Source organism: Streptomyces hypolithicus (assembly GCF_052934925.1).
Genome location: NZ_CM128811.1, coordinates 587,835 through 599,886, shown reverse-complemented (window position 1 = coordinate 599,886; position 12,052 = coordinate 587,835). Strand labels below are relative to the sequence as shown.

11 protein-coding genes and 1 pseudogene are annotated in these 12,052 nt (G+C 69.1%); 7 read left to right on the top strand and 5 right to left on the bottom strand.

All coding sequences use genetic code 11. From position 1 onward, the window contains the following. The first annotated feature begins 5 nt into the window (after positions 1–5). The 7 genes and pseudogenes from ACU6WZ_RS02950 (at position 6) to ACU6WZ_RS02920 (ending at position 6,835) form a co-directional block, all read left to right on the top strand. Complete coding sequence (locus ACU6WZ_RS02950; protein WP_447031560.1) at positions 6–875, top strand: carbohydrate ABC transporter permease; 870 nt, start codon at positions 6–8, stop codon at positions 873–875. Then, on the top strand, positions 872–1,711 hold the full coding sequence (locus ACU6WZ_RS02945; RefSeq protein ID WP_447031558.1) for a carbohydrate ABC transporter permease: 840 nt from the start codon (positions 872–874) through the stop codon (positions 1,709–1,711). Before ACU6WZ_RS02950 ends, ACU6WZ_RS02945 begins: the two co-directional genes overlap by 4 nt. Further along, complete coding sequence (locus ACU6WZ_RS02940) at positions 1,711–3,024, top strand: ABC transporter substrate-binding protein (RefSeq protein ID WP_447031557.1); 1,314 nt, start codon at positions 1,711–1,713, stop codon at positions 3,022–3,024. The genes ACU6WZ_RS02945 and ACU6WZ_RS02940 overlap by 1 nt, the downstream gene beginning before the upstream one ends. 42 nt (positions 3,025–3,066) lie before the next feature. Then, a pseudogene (gene mgt / locus ACU6WZ_RS02935) lies at positions 3,067–4,265 on the top strand (macrolide-inactivating glycosyltransferase). Between the two features lie 382 nt (positions 4,266–4,647). Continuing rightward, the gene (locus ACU6WZ_RS02930) at positions 4,648–5,847 is read left to right on the top strand and encodes a S8 family peptidase (protein ID WP_447031556.1); all 1,200 of its coding nucleotides are present in this window, start codon (positions 4,648–4,650) and stop codon (positions 5,845–5,847) included. Between the two features lie 75 nt (positions 5,848–5,922). Beyond that, on the top strand, positions 5,923–6,477 hold the full coding sequence (locus ACU6WZ_RS02925; RefSeq protein ID WP_447031555.1) for a DUF1697 domain-containing protein: 555 nt from the start codon (positions 5,923–5,925) through the stop codon (positions 6,475–6,477). Further along, positions 6,467–6,835 carry a nuclear transport factor 2 family protein gene (locus ACU6WZ_RS02920; protein ID WP_447031554.1) on the top strand — a complete coding sequence of 123 codons (369 nt, stop codon included), beginning with the start codon at positions 6,467–6,469 and terminating at the stop codon, positions 6,833–6,835. The genes ACU6WZ_RS02925 and ACU6WZ_RS02920 overlap by 11 nt, the downstream gene beginning before the upstream one ends. A gap of 28 nt (positions 6,836–6,863) precedes the next feature. Here ACU6WZ_RS02920 and ACU6WZ_RS02915 read toward each other — a convergent pair whose 3' ends face one another. From ACU6WZ_RS02915 to ACU6WZ_RS02895, 5 genes are all read right to left on the bottom strand, one after another. After that, positions 6,864–7,631, bottom strand: coding sequence for a sirohydrochlorin chelatase (locus ACU6WZ_RS02915; protein ID WP_447031553.1), 768 nt, complete (start codon positions 7,629–7,631; stop codon positions 6,864–6,866). Positions 7,632–7,636: 5 nt separating this feature from the next. Continuing rightward, on the bottom strand, positions 7,637–8,530 hold the full coding sequence (locus tag ACU6WZ_RS02910) for an ABC transporter permease (protein ID WP_447031552.1): 894 nt from the start codon (positions 8,528–8,530) through the stop codon (positions 7,637–7,639). After that, on the bottom strand, positions 8,517–9,314 hold the full coding sequence (locus ACU6WZ_RS02905) for an ABC transporter ATP-binding protein (RefSeq protein WP_447031551.1): 798 nt from the start codon (positions 9,312–9,314) through the stop codon (positions 8,517–8,519). The genes ACU6WZ_RS02910 and ACU6WZ_RS02905 overlap by 14 nt, the downstream gene beginning before the upstream one ends. Before the next feature lie 43 nt (positions 9,315–9,357). Further along, positions 9,358–10,479: an aliphatic sulfonate ABC transporter substrate-binding protein gene (locus ACU6WZ_RS02900; protein ID WP_447031550.1), complete on the bottom strand. Its 1,122-nt coding sequence runs from the start codon at positions 10,477–10,479 to the stop codon at positions 9,358–9,360. A 232-nt stretch (positions 10,480–10,711) separates the two neighbouring features. Continuing rightward, positions 10,712–12,052, bottom strand: coding sequence for a sulfate adenylyltransferase subunit 1 (locus ACU6WZ_RS02895; protein WP_447031548.1), 1,341 nt, complete (start codon positions 12,050–12,052; stop codon positions 10,712–10,714).

The following is a 12,052-nucleotide window of genomic DNA, read 5'->3' as shown; positions in this document are numbered from 1 at the left end:
GCCGGGTGGCGGATCACGGCGCCTGGTTCCTGGTGCTGCCCGCACTGATCCCGATCCTCGTCCTCAGCGTCGGGCCCCTGCTCTATGGCATCGCGCTCGCCTTCACCGACTCCCAGTCGGGCCGCACCGCACCCACCCGGTGGATCGGGCCGGTGAACTTCCAGGACCTGCTGCACGACACCCTGTTCTGGGACTCCTTCCGCATCGGCCTGCTGTGGGCGGTCGGGGTGACCGTCCCGCAGTTCCTGCTCGCGCTCGGCCTTGCCCTGCTGCTCAACCAGAACCTCCGCTTCCGCTGGCTGGCCCGGGCCCTCGCGATCATTCCCTGGGCCATGCCCGAAGTGGTCGTCGGCATCATGTGGCGGCTCGTCTACAACCCCGACGCGGGGATCCTCAACGAGACCATCCGCGACCTCGGCCTCGGCGACGGGCGCGACTGGCTGACCGGCCTCGCAACCGCCCTGCCCGCCGTGATCCTCGTCGGCATCTGGGCGGGCATGCCGCAGACCACCGTCGCACTGCTCGCCGGCCTCCAGAACACGCCCGAGGAGCTGCACGAGGCCGCCGCCCTCGACGGCGCCGGCGCCTGGCGCCGCTTCCGCACGGTCACCTGGCCCGCCGTCAAACCGGTCGCCCTCGCCATCACCGCGCTGAACTTCATCTGGAACTTCAACTCCTTCGCCCTGGTCTACGTCCTGACCAGCGGCGGTCCCGGCGGTCGCACCCGCCTGCCCATGCTCTTCGCCTACGAACAAGCTTTTCGTTACGGGCAGTTCGGATACGCCGCCGCCATGGGCTGCGTCATGGTGGCGGCGATCTCGGTGATGCTCGCCTTCTACCTCGTCGGCCGCCTGAAGGGAGGCGAGGACCAGTGACGTTCCGCACCAGCAGGCCGGCCCGCACCGGCCAGTACCTGGCCCTGGCCGGTTATCTCGTCTTCCTCGCCTTTCCCTTTCTCTGGCTCGTCTCGACCGCCTTCAAGCCGCCACGCGAACTGGGCTCGCTGCACCCCACCTGGATCCCCGAGAATCCGACCCTCGACAACTTCCGCCAGGCCTTCGACGAGCAGCCGCTGCTGGAGGCAGCGCTCAACAGCCTGACCGCCGCGCTCTGTGCCGCCCTGATCGCCGTCCTCATCGCGACCCCGATGGCCTACGTCATGGCCCGCCACCGCAACAAGCTCTCCGCGGCGGCCACGGGCTGGGTCGTGGTCAGCCAGGCGTTCCCCTTCGTGCTGGTGATCATCCCGTTGTTCCTGATCCTCAAGAACCTCCAGCTGATCAACACCCTGGTGGGCCTGATCATGGTGTACGTCGTGTGGTCGCTGCCCTTCGCGCTGTGGATGCTGGTCGGTTACGTCCGGGCGGTACCGCGCGAACTGGAGGAGGCCGCCGCGGTGGACGGCGCGAGCCGGCTCCGTACCCTCGTCTCGGTCACCGCCCCGCTGCTGGCCCCCGGCATCGTCGCCACCGCGCTGTTCGCGTTCATCACCGCGTGGAACGAGTTCTTCTTCGCGCTCGTCCTCCTCAAGACACCGGAGAAACAGACGTTGCCCGTCGTGCTCACCCACTTCCTCGGCGCCGAGGGCGTGGCCGACCTCGGCCCGCTCGCCGCCGCGGCCTTCCTCGCCACCCTCCCCTCCCTCGTCGTCTTCGCGATCATCCAGAAGCGGGTCACGGGCGGCATGATGGCCGGGGCGGTGAAGGCCTGATGCGCGCCGCCAGGTTCACCGGTCACAGCTTCTCCAGGATCGCCGTCACGACCACCACGCTCGCGCTGCTGCTCACCGGCTGCTCGGACGGCGGCCGGGACACCGACGGGAAGATCACCCTCCGCTTCCAGTCGCTCGCCTGGCAGAAGGAGTCCGTCGACGCCAACAAGCAGCTGGTGGCGGAGTGGAACGCCGCCCATCCCGACGTCCGTGTCGAGTACGTGCAGGGCAGCTGGGACAGCGTCCACGACCAGCTGCTGACGTCCTTCGAGGGCGGCGAGGCCCCCGACGTCATCCACGACGCCTCCGACGACCTGGCCGACTTCGCGTACGGCGGGTACCTCGCCGACCTCGGCGAGCTGCTGCCGGCCCGGCTCAAAGAGGCGATTCCGCAGCGCAGTTGGGACACCGCTACCTTCGGTGAGGGGGTGTACGGAGTGCCGTTCCTCCAGGAGCCCCGGGTCCTGATCGCCAACGACAAGCTGCTCAAGGCCTCTGGCGTACGCATTCCCACCCCCGAAAAGCCGTGGTCGTGGCCGGAGTTCCGCCGGGTCGCCAAGAAGCTGAGCAGCGGTGACGGCAAGCGTTTCGGCGTCGCCTGGCCCCTGAAGGAACCGGTCTCCGCCACCCTCAACCTCGGGCTCTCCGGCGGCGGACAGCTTTTCCACCGGACCGCCGACGGCAAGGCCGAGGTGCGCTTCACCGAAGGCGACGCCGTCGTCCCCACCACCATCCACGATCAGGTCAACACCGACCGGAGCGCATCGGCGACCACCCTCGGCATGGGCGGCTCCGACACGCTGCCGGGCTTCTTCGGCGGCAAGTACGCCATGGTGCCCCTCGGGTTCTCCTACCGGCAGCAGGTCGTCCAGCAGGCACCTGAGGGCTTCCGCTGGAAGGTGCTGCCTGCCCCGGCCGGCGAGGAGGGACTGACGCAGGGCGTGAGCCCGCAGACGCTGTCGGTGGCCGAGGACAGCCCGTACAAGAAGGAGGCGATGGAGTTCATCGACTTCTTTCTCCGCCCCGCGAACATGGCTCGGCTGGCCAAGGGTGACTGGATGCTGCCGACCGGCACCACCGCGTTGAAGGACCAGGATCTGCGCGCAGAGAAGGACGGCTGGGCCACCGGTACCGCACTCGCCGAGCACCTCGTAGCCGCGCCCGCCCCGGCCGTGCGCGGCTACCCCGAGTGGAAGGACAAGGTGGCGACCCCCGCCTACCAGGAGTTCTACAGCGGCGCCATCGACGTCGGAGAGCTGGAGAAACGCCTGGTCAAGGACGGCAACCGGGTCCTGGCCCGCTACCAGCGATGAATTAGATTGCACGAGACGTCTCGTCTCGTCTAGGGTCATGGCATGACTTCACGCAAGCGTGCCCACATCGCCATGTTCTCCATCGCCGCCCCCGGGCACGTGAACCCGAGCATCGAAGTGATCCGGGAACTCGTGGCCCGGGGCACCGCGTCTCCTACGCGATCCCCGACTCCTTCGCCGAGCGGATCGCCCACACGGGCGCCGAACCCGTCCTCTACACCTCCACCCTCCCGACCGAGGACAACCCGGAGGGCTGGGGTACGGAGCTGATCGACAACATCGAGCCGTTCCTGAACGACGCCGTCCACGTCCTGCCCCAGTTGATCGAGGCGTTCGACGGAGACGAACCCGACCTTGTCATGCACGACATCACCGCCTACCCGGCGCCTGTGCTCGCCCACCGCTGGGGCGTGCCCGCCGTATCGCTCTCGCCGAATCTCGTTGCCTGGGAGGGGTACGAGGAGGAGGTCGCGGAGCCGATGTTCGCCGAGCTCAAGCAGTCCGAGCGAGGTCGGGCGTACTACGCGCGCTTCCGGGCCTGGCTCGACGGCAACGGTCTCGCCGACACCGACCCGGACCACTTCGCCCGCCCCCGCCGCAGCATCGTCCTGATCCCCAAGGTGCTCCAGCCGAACGCCGACCGCGTCGACGAGTCCGTCTACTCCTTCGTCGGCGCCTGCCAGGGCGATCGTGCCGACCAGGGCGACTGGCAGCGTCCCGCCGGAGCCGACAAGGTGCTGCTGGTCTCGCTCGGCTCGTCCTTCACTAAGCAGCCCGCCTTCTACCGGGAATGCGTCAAGGCCTTCGGAGACCTGCCCGGCTGGCATGTGGTGCTCCAGATCGGCAAGTTCGTCGACGAGTCGGAGCTCGGCGATGTGCCGTCCAATGTCGAGGTGCACCGCTGGGTGCCGCAACTGGCCGTACTCGGGCAGGCCGACGCCTTCCTCACCCATGCGGGCGCGGGCGGCAGTCAGGAGGGTCTCGCCACCGGCACGCCCATGGTCGCCGTACCCCAGGCCGTCGATCAGTTCGGCAACGCCGACATGCTGGTGTCGCTCGGCGTCGCCCGTCGCATCGACACCGAGGACGCCACGGCCGAGGCTCTGCGCAGCGCGGTCCTCGGCCTCCTGGGCGACCCCGAGGTGGCCGGCCGGGCGGAGGACATTCGTGCGGGCATGGCGGGGGAGGGCGGCACCGGGCGGGCGGCCGACCTGATCGAGGCCGAGATTCCGGCCTCATAAGTATTTCGGGAACGCATGTTCGGGCACTGCGGGCCGAATTTCCTTCATTCGGTCAGAGAATCCACTCGGGTCGTTCACGATTTGTTCAAGAGTCCCGGTGCGTCAATTGCCTGCCCCGAAGTCGAGCGGCCCTCGGTCGAGGGCCGCTCCGCGCTGAGCAGCACCGATGAGCGGCAAGTGCTTTAAGAAGCAACCTTGTTATTCGGTGTCCGACTTGGAATCCCGTGTCCCATTTTTTATTGCGAAACCTTGTTGAGTAAGTAACAGGCACGTGAAGGTCTTGATCTGTGCGCGTCAATAGGTCAGGGTTTCGAGCCATCCCCCGGAGAATTTCCGGTCCGGAGGCCAATCCCCCCACTTTTTGACGAGGAGACCCCTCTTCATGGCAACTCACAAGCGTTCCAGCCGGCTGAAGCTCACCGCAGCGATAACCGCCGTAGCGGCCGCGGCGGGTGTGACCGCACTGGGCACCTCCTTCGCCGGAGCTGCTCCCGTCCCTCAGGGGTACGTGTACGGAACGGACGCCAAGGGCGCCGTCGCCGGCAGCTACATCGTGATGCTGGACCAGAAGACCGACAAGAAGGACCTGGCTCAGGAGTACGGCGGCAAGCTGAAGCGCAACTACAGCTCAGCCATCAACGGCTTCTCGGCGAGCGGCCTTTCGGAGACCGAGGCGAAGCGCCTCGCCGCCGACCCGTCCGTAGCCAAAGTCGTGCAGAACAAGAAGTTCACGATCAACGCGACGCAGGACAACCCACCGTCCTGGGGGATCGACCGCATCGACCAGGACGACACGGCCGGCGACAAGAAGTACACGTACCCCGACAGCGCGGGCGAAGGGGTCACCGCGTACGTCATCGACACCGGCGTCCGCATCACGCACAAGGACCTCGTCGGCCGCGCCGCCCACGGCTTCGACGCCGTGGACAACGACGAGTCGGCGGACGACGGTAACGGCCACGGCACGCACGTGGCCGGGACCATCGCCGGTACCGCGCACGGTGTAGCCAAGAAGGCGAAGATCGTCGCGGTCCGGGTCCTCGACGACAATGGCTCCGGCACCACCGAAGGCGTCGTCGCGGGCATCGACTGGGTCACCAAGAACCACCAGGGCCCGTCCGTCGCCAACATGAGCCTCGGAGGCGGCGCCGACGAGGCGCTCGACGCGGCGGTACGCAAGTCCATCGCCGCCGGGGTCACCTACGGCGTCGCCGCCGGCAACGAGTCCAGCGACGCCGGTCAGGGCTCCCCGGCCCGGGTGAAGGAGGCCATCACCGTCGCCTCCAGCACCAAGGAGGACGCCCAGTCCGACTTCTCCAACTTCGGTGCGGTCGTGGACATCTACGCGCCGGGCTCGGACATCACCTCCTCCTGGAACGACAGCGACGAGGGCACGAAGGCCATCTCCGGTACGTCCATGGCGACCCCGCACGTGGTGGGCGCGGCAGCGGTCTACCTCGCCGGCCACAAGGACGCCACCCCGGCGGCGGTGGCCACGGCGCTCGTCGGCGGTGCCACCGCCGACAAGATCAGCAACCCGAGCACGGGTACGCCGAACAAGTTGCTGAAGGTCGTCGAGTAACCGTCTGGCAACCGATGAACGGGCGGTCGCCGTGCCCTCCCCCACGGGGTGCGGCGGCCGCCTATCGTTGCGTTCATGACCACGACGTACGCCGCCCTGCTGCGCGGAATCAATGTGAGCGGCCACAGGAAAGTGCCCATGGTCCAGCTCCGGGAGGTGCTCGCGGAGCTGGACCACCGGGATGTCGCCACGTACCTGCAGAGCGGCAACGCCGTCTTCACCACGGAGGCCGAAGACACTGAGGAATCGCTCGCCGCGAACCTCCGACAGGCCGTCGAAGCGCACTTCGGGTTCGCCGTCGACTGTCTGGTCCGCAGCGGCGCCTACCTGAACGCCGTCGCCGAGGCCTGCCCCTTCCCGGCCGTCGAGCTGGCCGGCAAGCAGCTCCACGTCACCTTCTTCTCACGGATGCCGGCCCCCGAACGGTTCGCGTCCGTCGACGCGGCGGCGTACCTCCCGGAGGAGTTCCGCGTCGGGGACCGGGCGGTCTATCTCTACGCGCCGGACGGCCTGGGCCGCTCCAAGCTCGGCGAGGTGCTGGCGAGGCCGGCCCTGGTGAAGGATGTGGTCGCGACCAGCCGCAACTGGAACACGGTCGCCAAACTGGTGGAGATGACGCGTGAGCACTGAACGTTCCGCTGTGGACTTCGCCATCGAGGGCGAACTGCGACTGCTCGACCCGCTCGTCCGCAACTCCGCCGATCTGCTGGCCGAGCTCTTGCACCCCGAGTTCCGGGAGTTCGGTACGTCGGGGCGCAGATGGGACCGCGAGTCGATCATCGCGGCACTCGCGGGCGCGGACGCCGAGGCGACCACGCGTCCCGTCACCACTACGGCGATGACGGGGGTGCAGCTCGCTCCCGACCTGGTGCTGCTGACGTTCGACACGGAGGCGAAGGGGCGTCGGGCGCACCGGAGTTCGTTGTGGCGTCGCACGGAGCGGGGCTGGCTCCTGTACTTCCACCAGGGCACGCCGTACGAAGCGTAGAACCCGAAGGGCGTCCGGAGGCCCACGCCTACGCGGTGGCCGCCGCCAGGGCCGGGCGCGCTCGGGCCGCGTCCTCGTAGCGGGACAGCAGCACGTGGGCCACCTCCGGGGACGCGCCCAGGGCCTCGCCCAGCACCTCCGCCCCCGCCTCCCGCGCGCCCCGCGCGATCCGGTCCGGCAGGAAGCCCGGCGCGATGACGTACGGCGCGACGGCGATACGCCGTACCCCCGCCGCACCGCGCAGGTCCCGGACGGCGTCCGGTGTGCGGGGAAGAGATGCGGAGGCGAACGCAGGCCGCACGGCGCACCAACCGGTGTGCCGCAGCTCCCGCGCGATTTCAGCGATCACTGCGATCGCCTCCGGGTCTGTGGAGCCCGCCGAGGCCAGGACGACCCCGGTCGAGCTCTTGTCGCCGGGGGTGAGCCCGGCCTCGTACAGCCGCCGCTGTAGCGCGGTCAGCAGCAGCGGGGAAGGCCCGAGGACCTCCGCCTGGCGGATCCGCAGCCGCGGCAGCCGCGCCGACGCCTCGCGCAGTACGGCAGGGATGTCGGCCTTGGCGTGGAAGGCGCGGGTCAGTAGCAGCGGCATGGCCACCACGTCCCGGACGCCGTCGGACGCCAGGCGCTCCAGCACCTGCGGCACCGCGGGGGCGTTGAAGTCCAGGAAGCCGGTCTCCACCCGCAGCCCAGGCCGCTGCGACCGTACGCGCTCCACCAGGGCGTGCACGGTCGCGGCGTGCCGCGGGTCGCGGCTGCCGTGGGCGATGACGAGGAGTACGGGGCGGCGGCGGTGCATGGTGATCAGCTCCTGACGAGGAGACCACGGCTGCGCAGCACGCGGCGCTCCAGCGGGGAGAAGAACAGCAGGTCGATTCCGATGCCGACGACCAGGATCAGGATGATGGTGGCCAGCACACCCGACATGTCGCTGTAGGTACGGAAGTTCTCCATCAGCTGGCCGAGACCCGTGCCGAGATCCGGCGAGTTGGCGATCAGCTCGGCCGCCATCAGCGAGCGCCACGAGAACGCCCACCCCTGCTTCAGCCCCGCCAGATAGCCGGGGAGCGCGGCCGGCAGCAGGACGTGGCGGATGCCGTTGATCCCGGTGGCCCCGATGGTGCGGCCCGCCCGCAGGTACAGCGGCGGGATCTGGTCGACGCCGGCTACGAGGCCGTTGGCGATCGACGGTACGGCGCCCAGCAGCACCACCGCGTAGATCGTCGCGTCGGTCAGTCCGAACCAGATGATCGCGGCGGGAACCCAGGCCACGGACGGCAGGGACTGCAGGCCGGACAGGATCGGGCCGATCGCGGCCCGCACCACCTTCACCCTGGCCACCAGCAGACCGAGCGGCGTGCCGATGGCGACCGAGACGGCGAATCCGAGGGCGCCGCGCGAGATGCTGGTCCAGATGTAGCCGAGCAGGGTGCCCTCGAGCCACATCTGTTCGATCGAGTGCCACACGTCCACCGGGCCGGGCAGGACGTAGTCCGGCTTGAGGTTCGAGGCCGCGGCGAGCTGCCACAGCGTGATGACCAGGGCGATGGCCACCAGCGGCGGCACCACCTTGGACAGCAGGATCCGCCCGAGGCCCACCCGCTCGGCGGAGTGCTTCGTCTCCAGTGCGTCCAGACCTGCCTCAAGACCGGCGAGGTCGTTCTTGGGACTCGCGTCCCGTGTCTCAGTGCTGGCCATGTCGGCGGATCTCCCCCCGCAGCTGCTCAGTGATCTCCACGGACAAGTCGGCGACCGCTGAATCCTCGATCCGGCGCGGCTGCGGGATGCCGACCTTCCATTCGCGCGCGATGCGTCCCGGGCGGGACGACAGCAGCACCACGCGTTCGGCGAGGCGGACGGCCTCGCGGACGTTGTGGGTGACGAAGAGGACCGACACGCTGGTCTCGGACCAGATCCGTGTCAGCTCCTCGTGCAGTACGTCGCGGGTGATGGCGTCCAGCGCCGCGAACGGCTCGTCCATCAGGAGCAGCTTGCTGTCCTGGGCGAGCGCCCGCGCCAGTGCCACGCGCTGGCGCATACCGCCCGACAGCTCGTGCACCCGCTTTCCGTACGCCCCGCCGAGCCGCACGAGCTGAAGCAGCCGCTCGGCCTCGCCGTGACGCTCGGCCTTCGCCATGCCCCGCATCTTGAGGGCGAGTTCGATGTTCTTCCCGGCCGTCAGCCAGGGGAAGAGCGCGTGCTCCTGGAACATCAGGGCGGGCCGCCCGCCGGGCACCTCGATCGTGCCCGCGGAGGGCCGGTCGAGCCCCGCGACCAGGTTGAGCAGCGTCGACTTTCCGCAGCCGGAAGCCCCCAGCAGGGTCACGAACTCACCCGGCGCGACATCGATGCTGATGTCGTCCAGCACGAGCTGCTGCGCGCCGGGCCGGCCGAACGACTTCGACACGTGGTCGATCCGTGCGGCGTACGGCACCGTGGCTACGGGCGCGGCGGCCTGCTCGATGTCGAGTGTGGTGGCCATGAGCCTCACCTCCTGAGGGCGTTCCGGTTGCGGGAAGGGGCGGTTACTTGGTGCCGAGTCCGGCGTCCTCGACGGCGGGCTGCTTCTCGGCCTTGAGCACCTTGTTCAGGAGCGTCAGGTCGTAGATGCCGTCGAGCACCGGATCCTTGAGGAGACCGGCCTTCACCGCGTGATCGGCCTCGTCCCGCAGCGTCGAAGCGAGCGGGTCGTTGATCGTCTCCACGTTCTTGAACGCGGGGTCGAGCACCTCGGCGGGCAGCTCCTTACCGGAGTCCGCTTTCAGCTTCGCGTTGATCGCGGCCTTCGCCTCGTCCGGGTTCGCCTTGATCCACGCATTGCTCTTCACGGAGCCGCGCAGCACCGCCTCGACGACGTCCGGGTGTTCCTTGAGGAACGTCTGGGAGACGATCACGTTCGTGATGACGAACTTGCCGTCCTTCCACAGCTTCTTCTCGTCGAGCAGCACCTTGCCGCCGCCCGCGACCAGCTTGGACGCGGTGGGCTCCGGAATCCAGGCGCCGTCCAGCGCACCGGACTCGAAGGATGCGGGGATCTCCTTGTTGTCCTGGCGGACGACGGATACGTCGCCCTTGCCGGTGTTGGCGTCGACGTTCAGGCCCTTCTCCGACAGGTAGTTCAGCAGCGCCACGTCCTGGGTGTTGCCGAGCTGCGGGGTCGCGATGCGCTTGCCCTTGAGGTCGTCCAGGGACTTGATCTTCTCCGGGTTGACTACGAGTGAGACGCCGCCGGAGGCCGAGCCCGAGATGATCTTCAGGTTCTGGCCCTGGGACTTGCTGAAGCCGTTGATCGCCGGGGAGGGGCCGATCCAGCCGATGTCGATGGCAGCGGCGTTGAGTGCCTCGATCTCCGAGGGGCCGGCGTTGAAGACCTGCGGCTTGACCTTGGTGCCGCCGAGCTCCTTCTGGAACAGCCCCTGCTGAAGACCCACCAGGGCGCTGGCGTGCGTGACGTTCGCGAAGTAACCGATACGCACTTCGTCGACGCCGCCGATCTTCTCGCCCTTGGCGACCGGAGCGACCTCGTCGTCCCGGTCGCCCTTCTCGGCGTTCGAACCGTAACCGCAGGCGCCCAGCGCGCCGATCAGCAGCGGCAGGGCGGCAGCGGCGGCGAGGCTGCGCCGAAGGGTCGTACGTGGGGCATGCACGGGAGGTGTTCCTCTCGGTGGCGCCCGGCGTCACACCTCTCGCTCGGAGCGGGGTGCGGCCGGGAAGTCGGCAGGTCTTCGTCGGTGGAGCGGCAGGGCGCGCAAGCGGTGCGCGTACGTCATCGGGCACATCGCCCGACCCCGCCCTGGCCGCTGCCGAGGGTGCCGCTGCCGACGCGGCCGCCCTCTTTCGCGAACGTCGCGTAGATGTCGATGCTGTCGATGGGCATCGTCAGAAGTCCCAGCCCTCGTCGTCCGCGGCGGCCTTCGCGGTCTCGGCGGCGAAGGAGTCGCCCGCCATGCCGGCCGCCAGCGTCGTACCGTCCGCCGGGTCGATCAGCAGGAACGATCCGGTGCGGCGCGAGTCGCGGTACGCGTCGAGCGCGAGCGGCTCGGCGGTACGGACCTTCACCCGGCCGATGTCGTTGGCGACCAGCCGGCCCGGGTCCGGATGCTGAGACAGGTCGTCCAGCGTCAGCCGCGACGGGATCTCCTTGACGATCGCCTTGACCGTGCGGGTGGTGTGCTTGAGCAGCACCCGCTGGCCCACGGTGAGTGGCTGGTCCGCCACGTGGCAGACCGTCGCCTCGACGTCCTGGGTGGTGCGCGGCGCGGAACCGCTCGGCGCGATCAGGTCACCGCGCGAGATGTCCAGGTCGTCGGCGAGCGTGACCGTCACGGACTGCGGCGCCCAGGCGATGTCGACGGCCTCGCCCAGCGCGTCGATGCCGGTGATCGTCGACGTACGACCGGACGGAAGCACCGTCACGGCCTCGCCCACGCGCAGCGCGCCGGACGCGATCTGGCCGGCGTAGCCCCGGTAGTCGGGGTGCTCGGCGGTCTGCGGGCGGATCACGTACTGGACCGGGAAGCGGGCCTTGCAGCCCGCCAGGTCGTGGCTGACCGGGACCGTCTCCAGGTGCTCCAGCACCGTGGGACCGCCGTACCAGTCCATGTTCGCGGAAGGCTCCACGACATTGTCACCGGCCAGCGCCGAGATCGGGATGGCAGTGATCTCGGGTACGCCGAGGGACGCGGCGTAGGCCGTGAACTCCTTGGCGATGGCCCCGAAGACGGGCTCGGCGTACTCGACGAGGTCCATCTTGTTCACGGCCAGCACCACGTGCGGCACACGCAGCAGCGCGGCGACCGCGGCGTGGCGGCGGGTCTGCTCGACGACACCGTTGCGGGCGTCGACCAGGACGACGGCCAGCTCGGCGGTCGAAGCGCCCGTCACCATGTTCCGGGTGTACTGCACGTGCCCGGGGGTGTCGGCCAGGATGAACCGGCGGCGGGCGGTGGCGAAGTAGCGGTACGCCACATCGATGGTGATGCCCTGCTCACGCTCGGCCCGCAGGCCGTCCGTCAGCAGCGCCAGGTCGGGCGCCTCCTGACCGCGCTTGAGGGAAGCCGCCTCGACGGCCTCCAGCTGGTCGGTGAGGATCGACTTGGAGTCGTGCAGCAGCCGCCCCACGAGGGTGGACTTGCCGTCGTCGACGGAGCCGGCCGTCGCGAACCGCAGCAGCGTGGTGGCTGACAACTGCTCGGTCAGCCCCGGTGTGGTGGTGGTCAT

Bases quoted from the DNA above. Each gene is read 5' to 3' on its own strand.
- ACU6WZ_RS02940 (WP_447031557.1), top strand. From the start codon at position 1,711: ATGCGCGCCGCCAGGTTCACCGGTCACAGCTTCTCCAGGATCGCCGTC.
- ACU6WZ_RS02930 (WP_447031556.1), top strand. From the start codon at position 4,648: ATGGCAACTCACAAGCGTTCCAGCCGGCTGAAGCTCACCGCAGCGATA.
- ACU6WZ_RS02925 (WP_447031555.1), top strand. From the start codon at position 5,923: ATGACCACGACGTACGCCGCCCTGCTGCGCGGAATCAATGTGAGCGGC.
- ACU6WZ_RS02915 (WP_447031553.1), bottom strand. From the start codon at position 7,631: ATGCACCGCCGCCGCCCCGTACTCCTCGTCATCGCCCACGGCAGCCGC.
- ACU6WZ_RS02910 (WP_447031552.1), bottom strand. From the start codon at position 8,530: ATGGCCAGCACTGAGACACGGGACGCGAGTCCCAAGAACGACCTCGCC.
- ACU6WZ_RS02905 (WP_447031551.1), bottom strand. From the start codon at position 9,314: ATGGCCACCACACTCGACATCGAGCAGGCCGCCGCGCCCGTAGCCACG.
- ACU6WZ_RS02895 (WP_447031548.1), bottom strand. From the start codon at position 12,052: ATGACCACCACCACACCGGGGCTGACCGAGCAGTTGTCAGCCACCACG.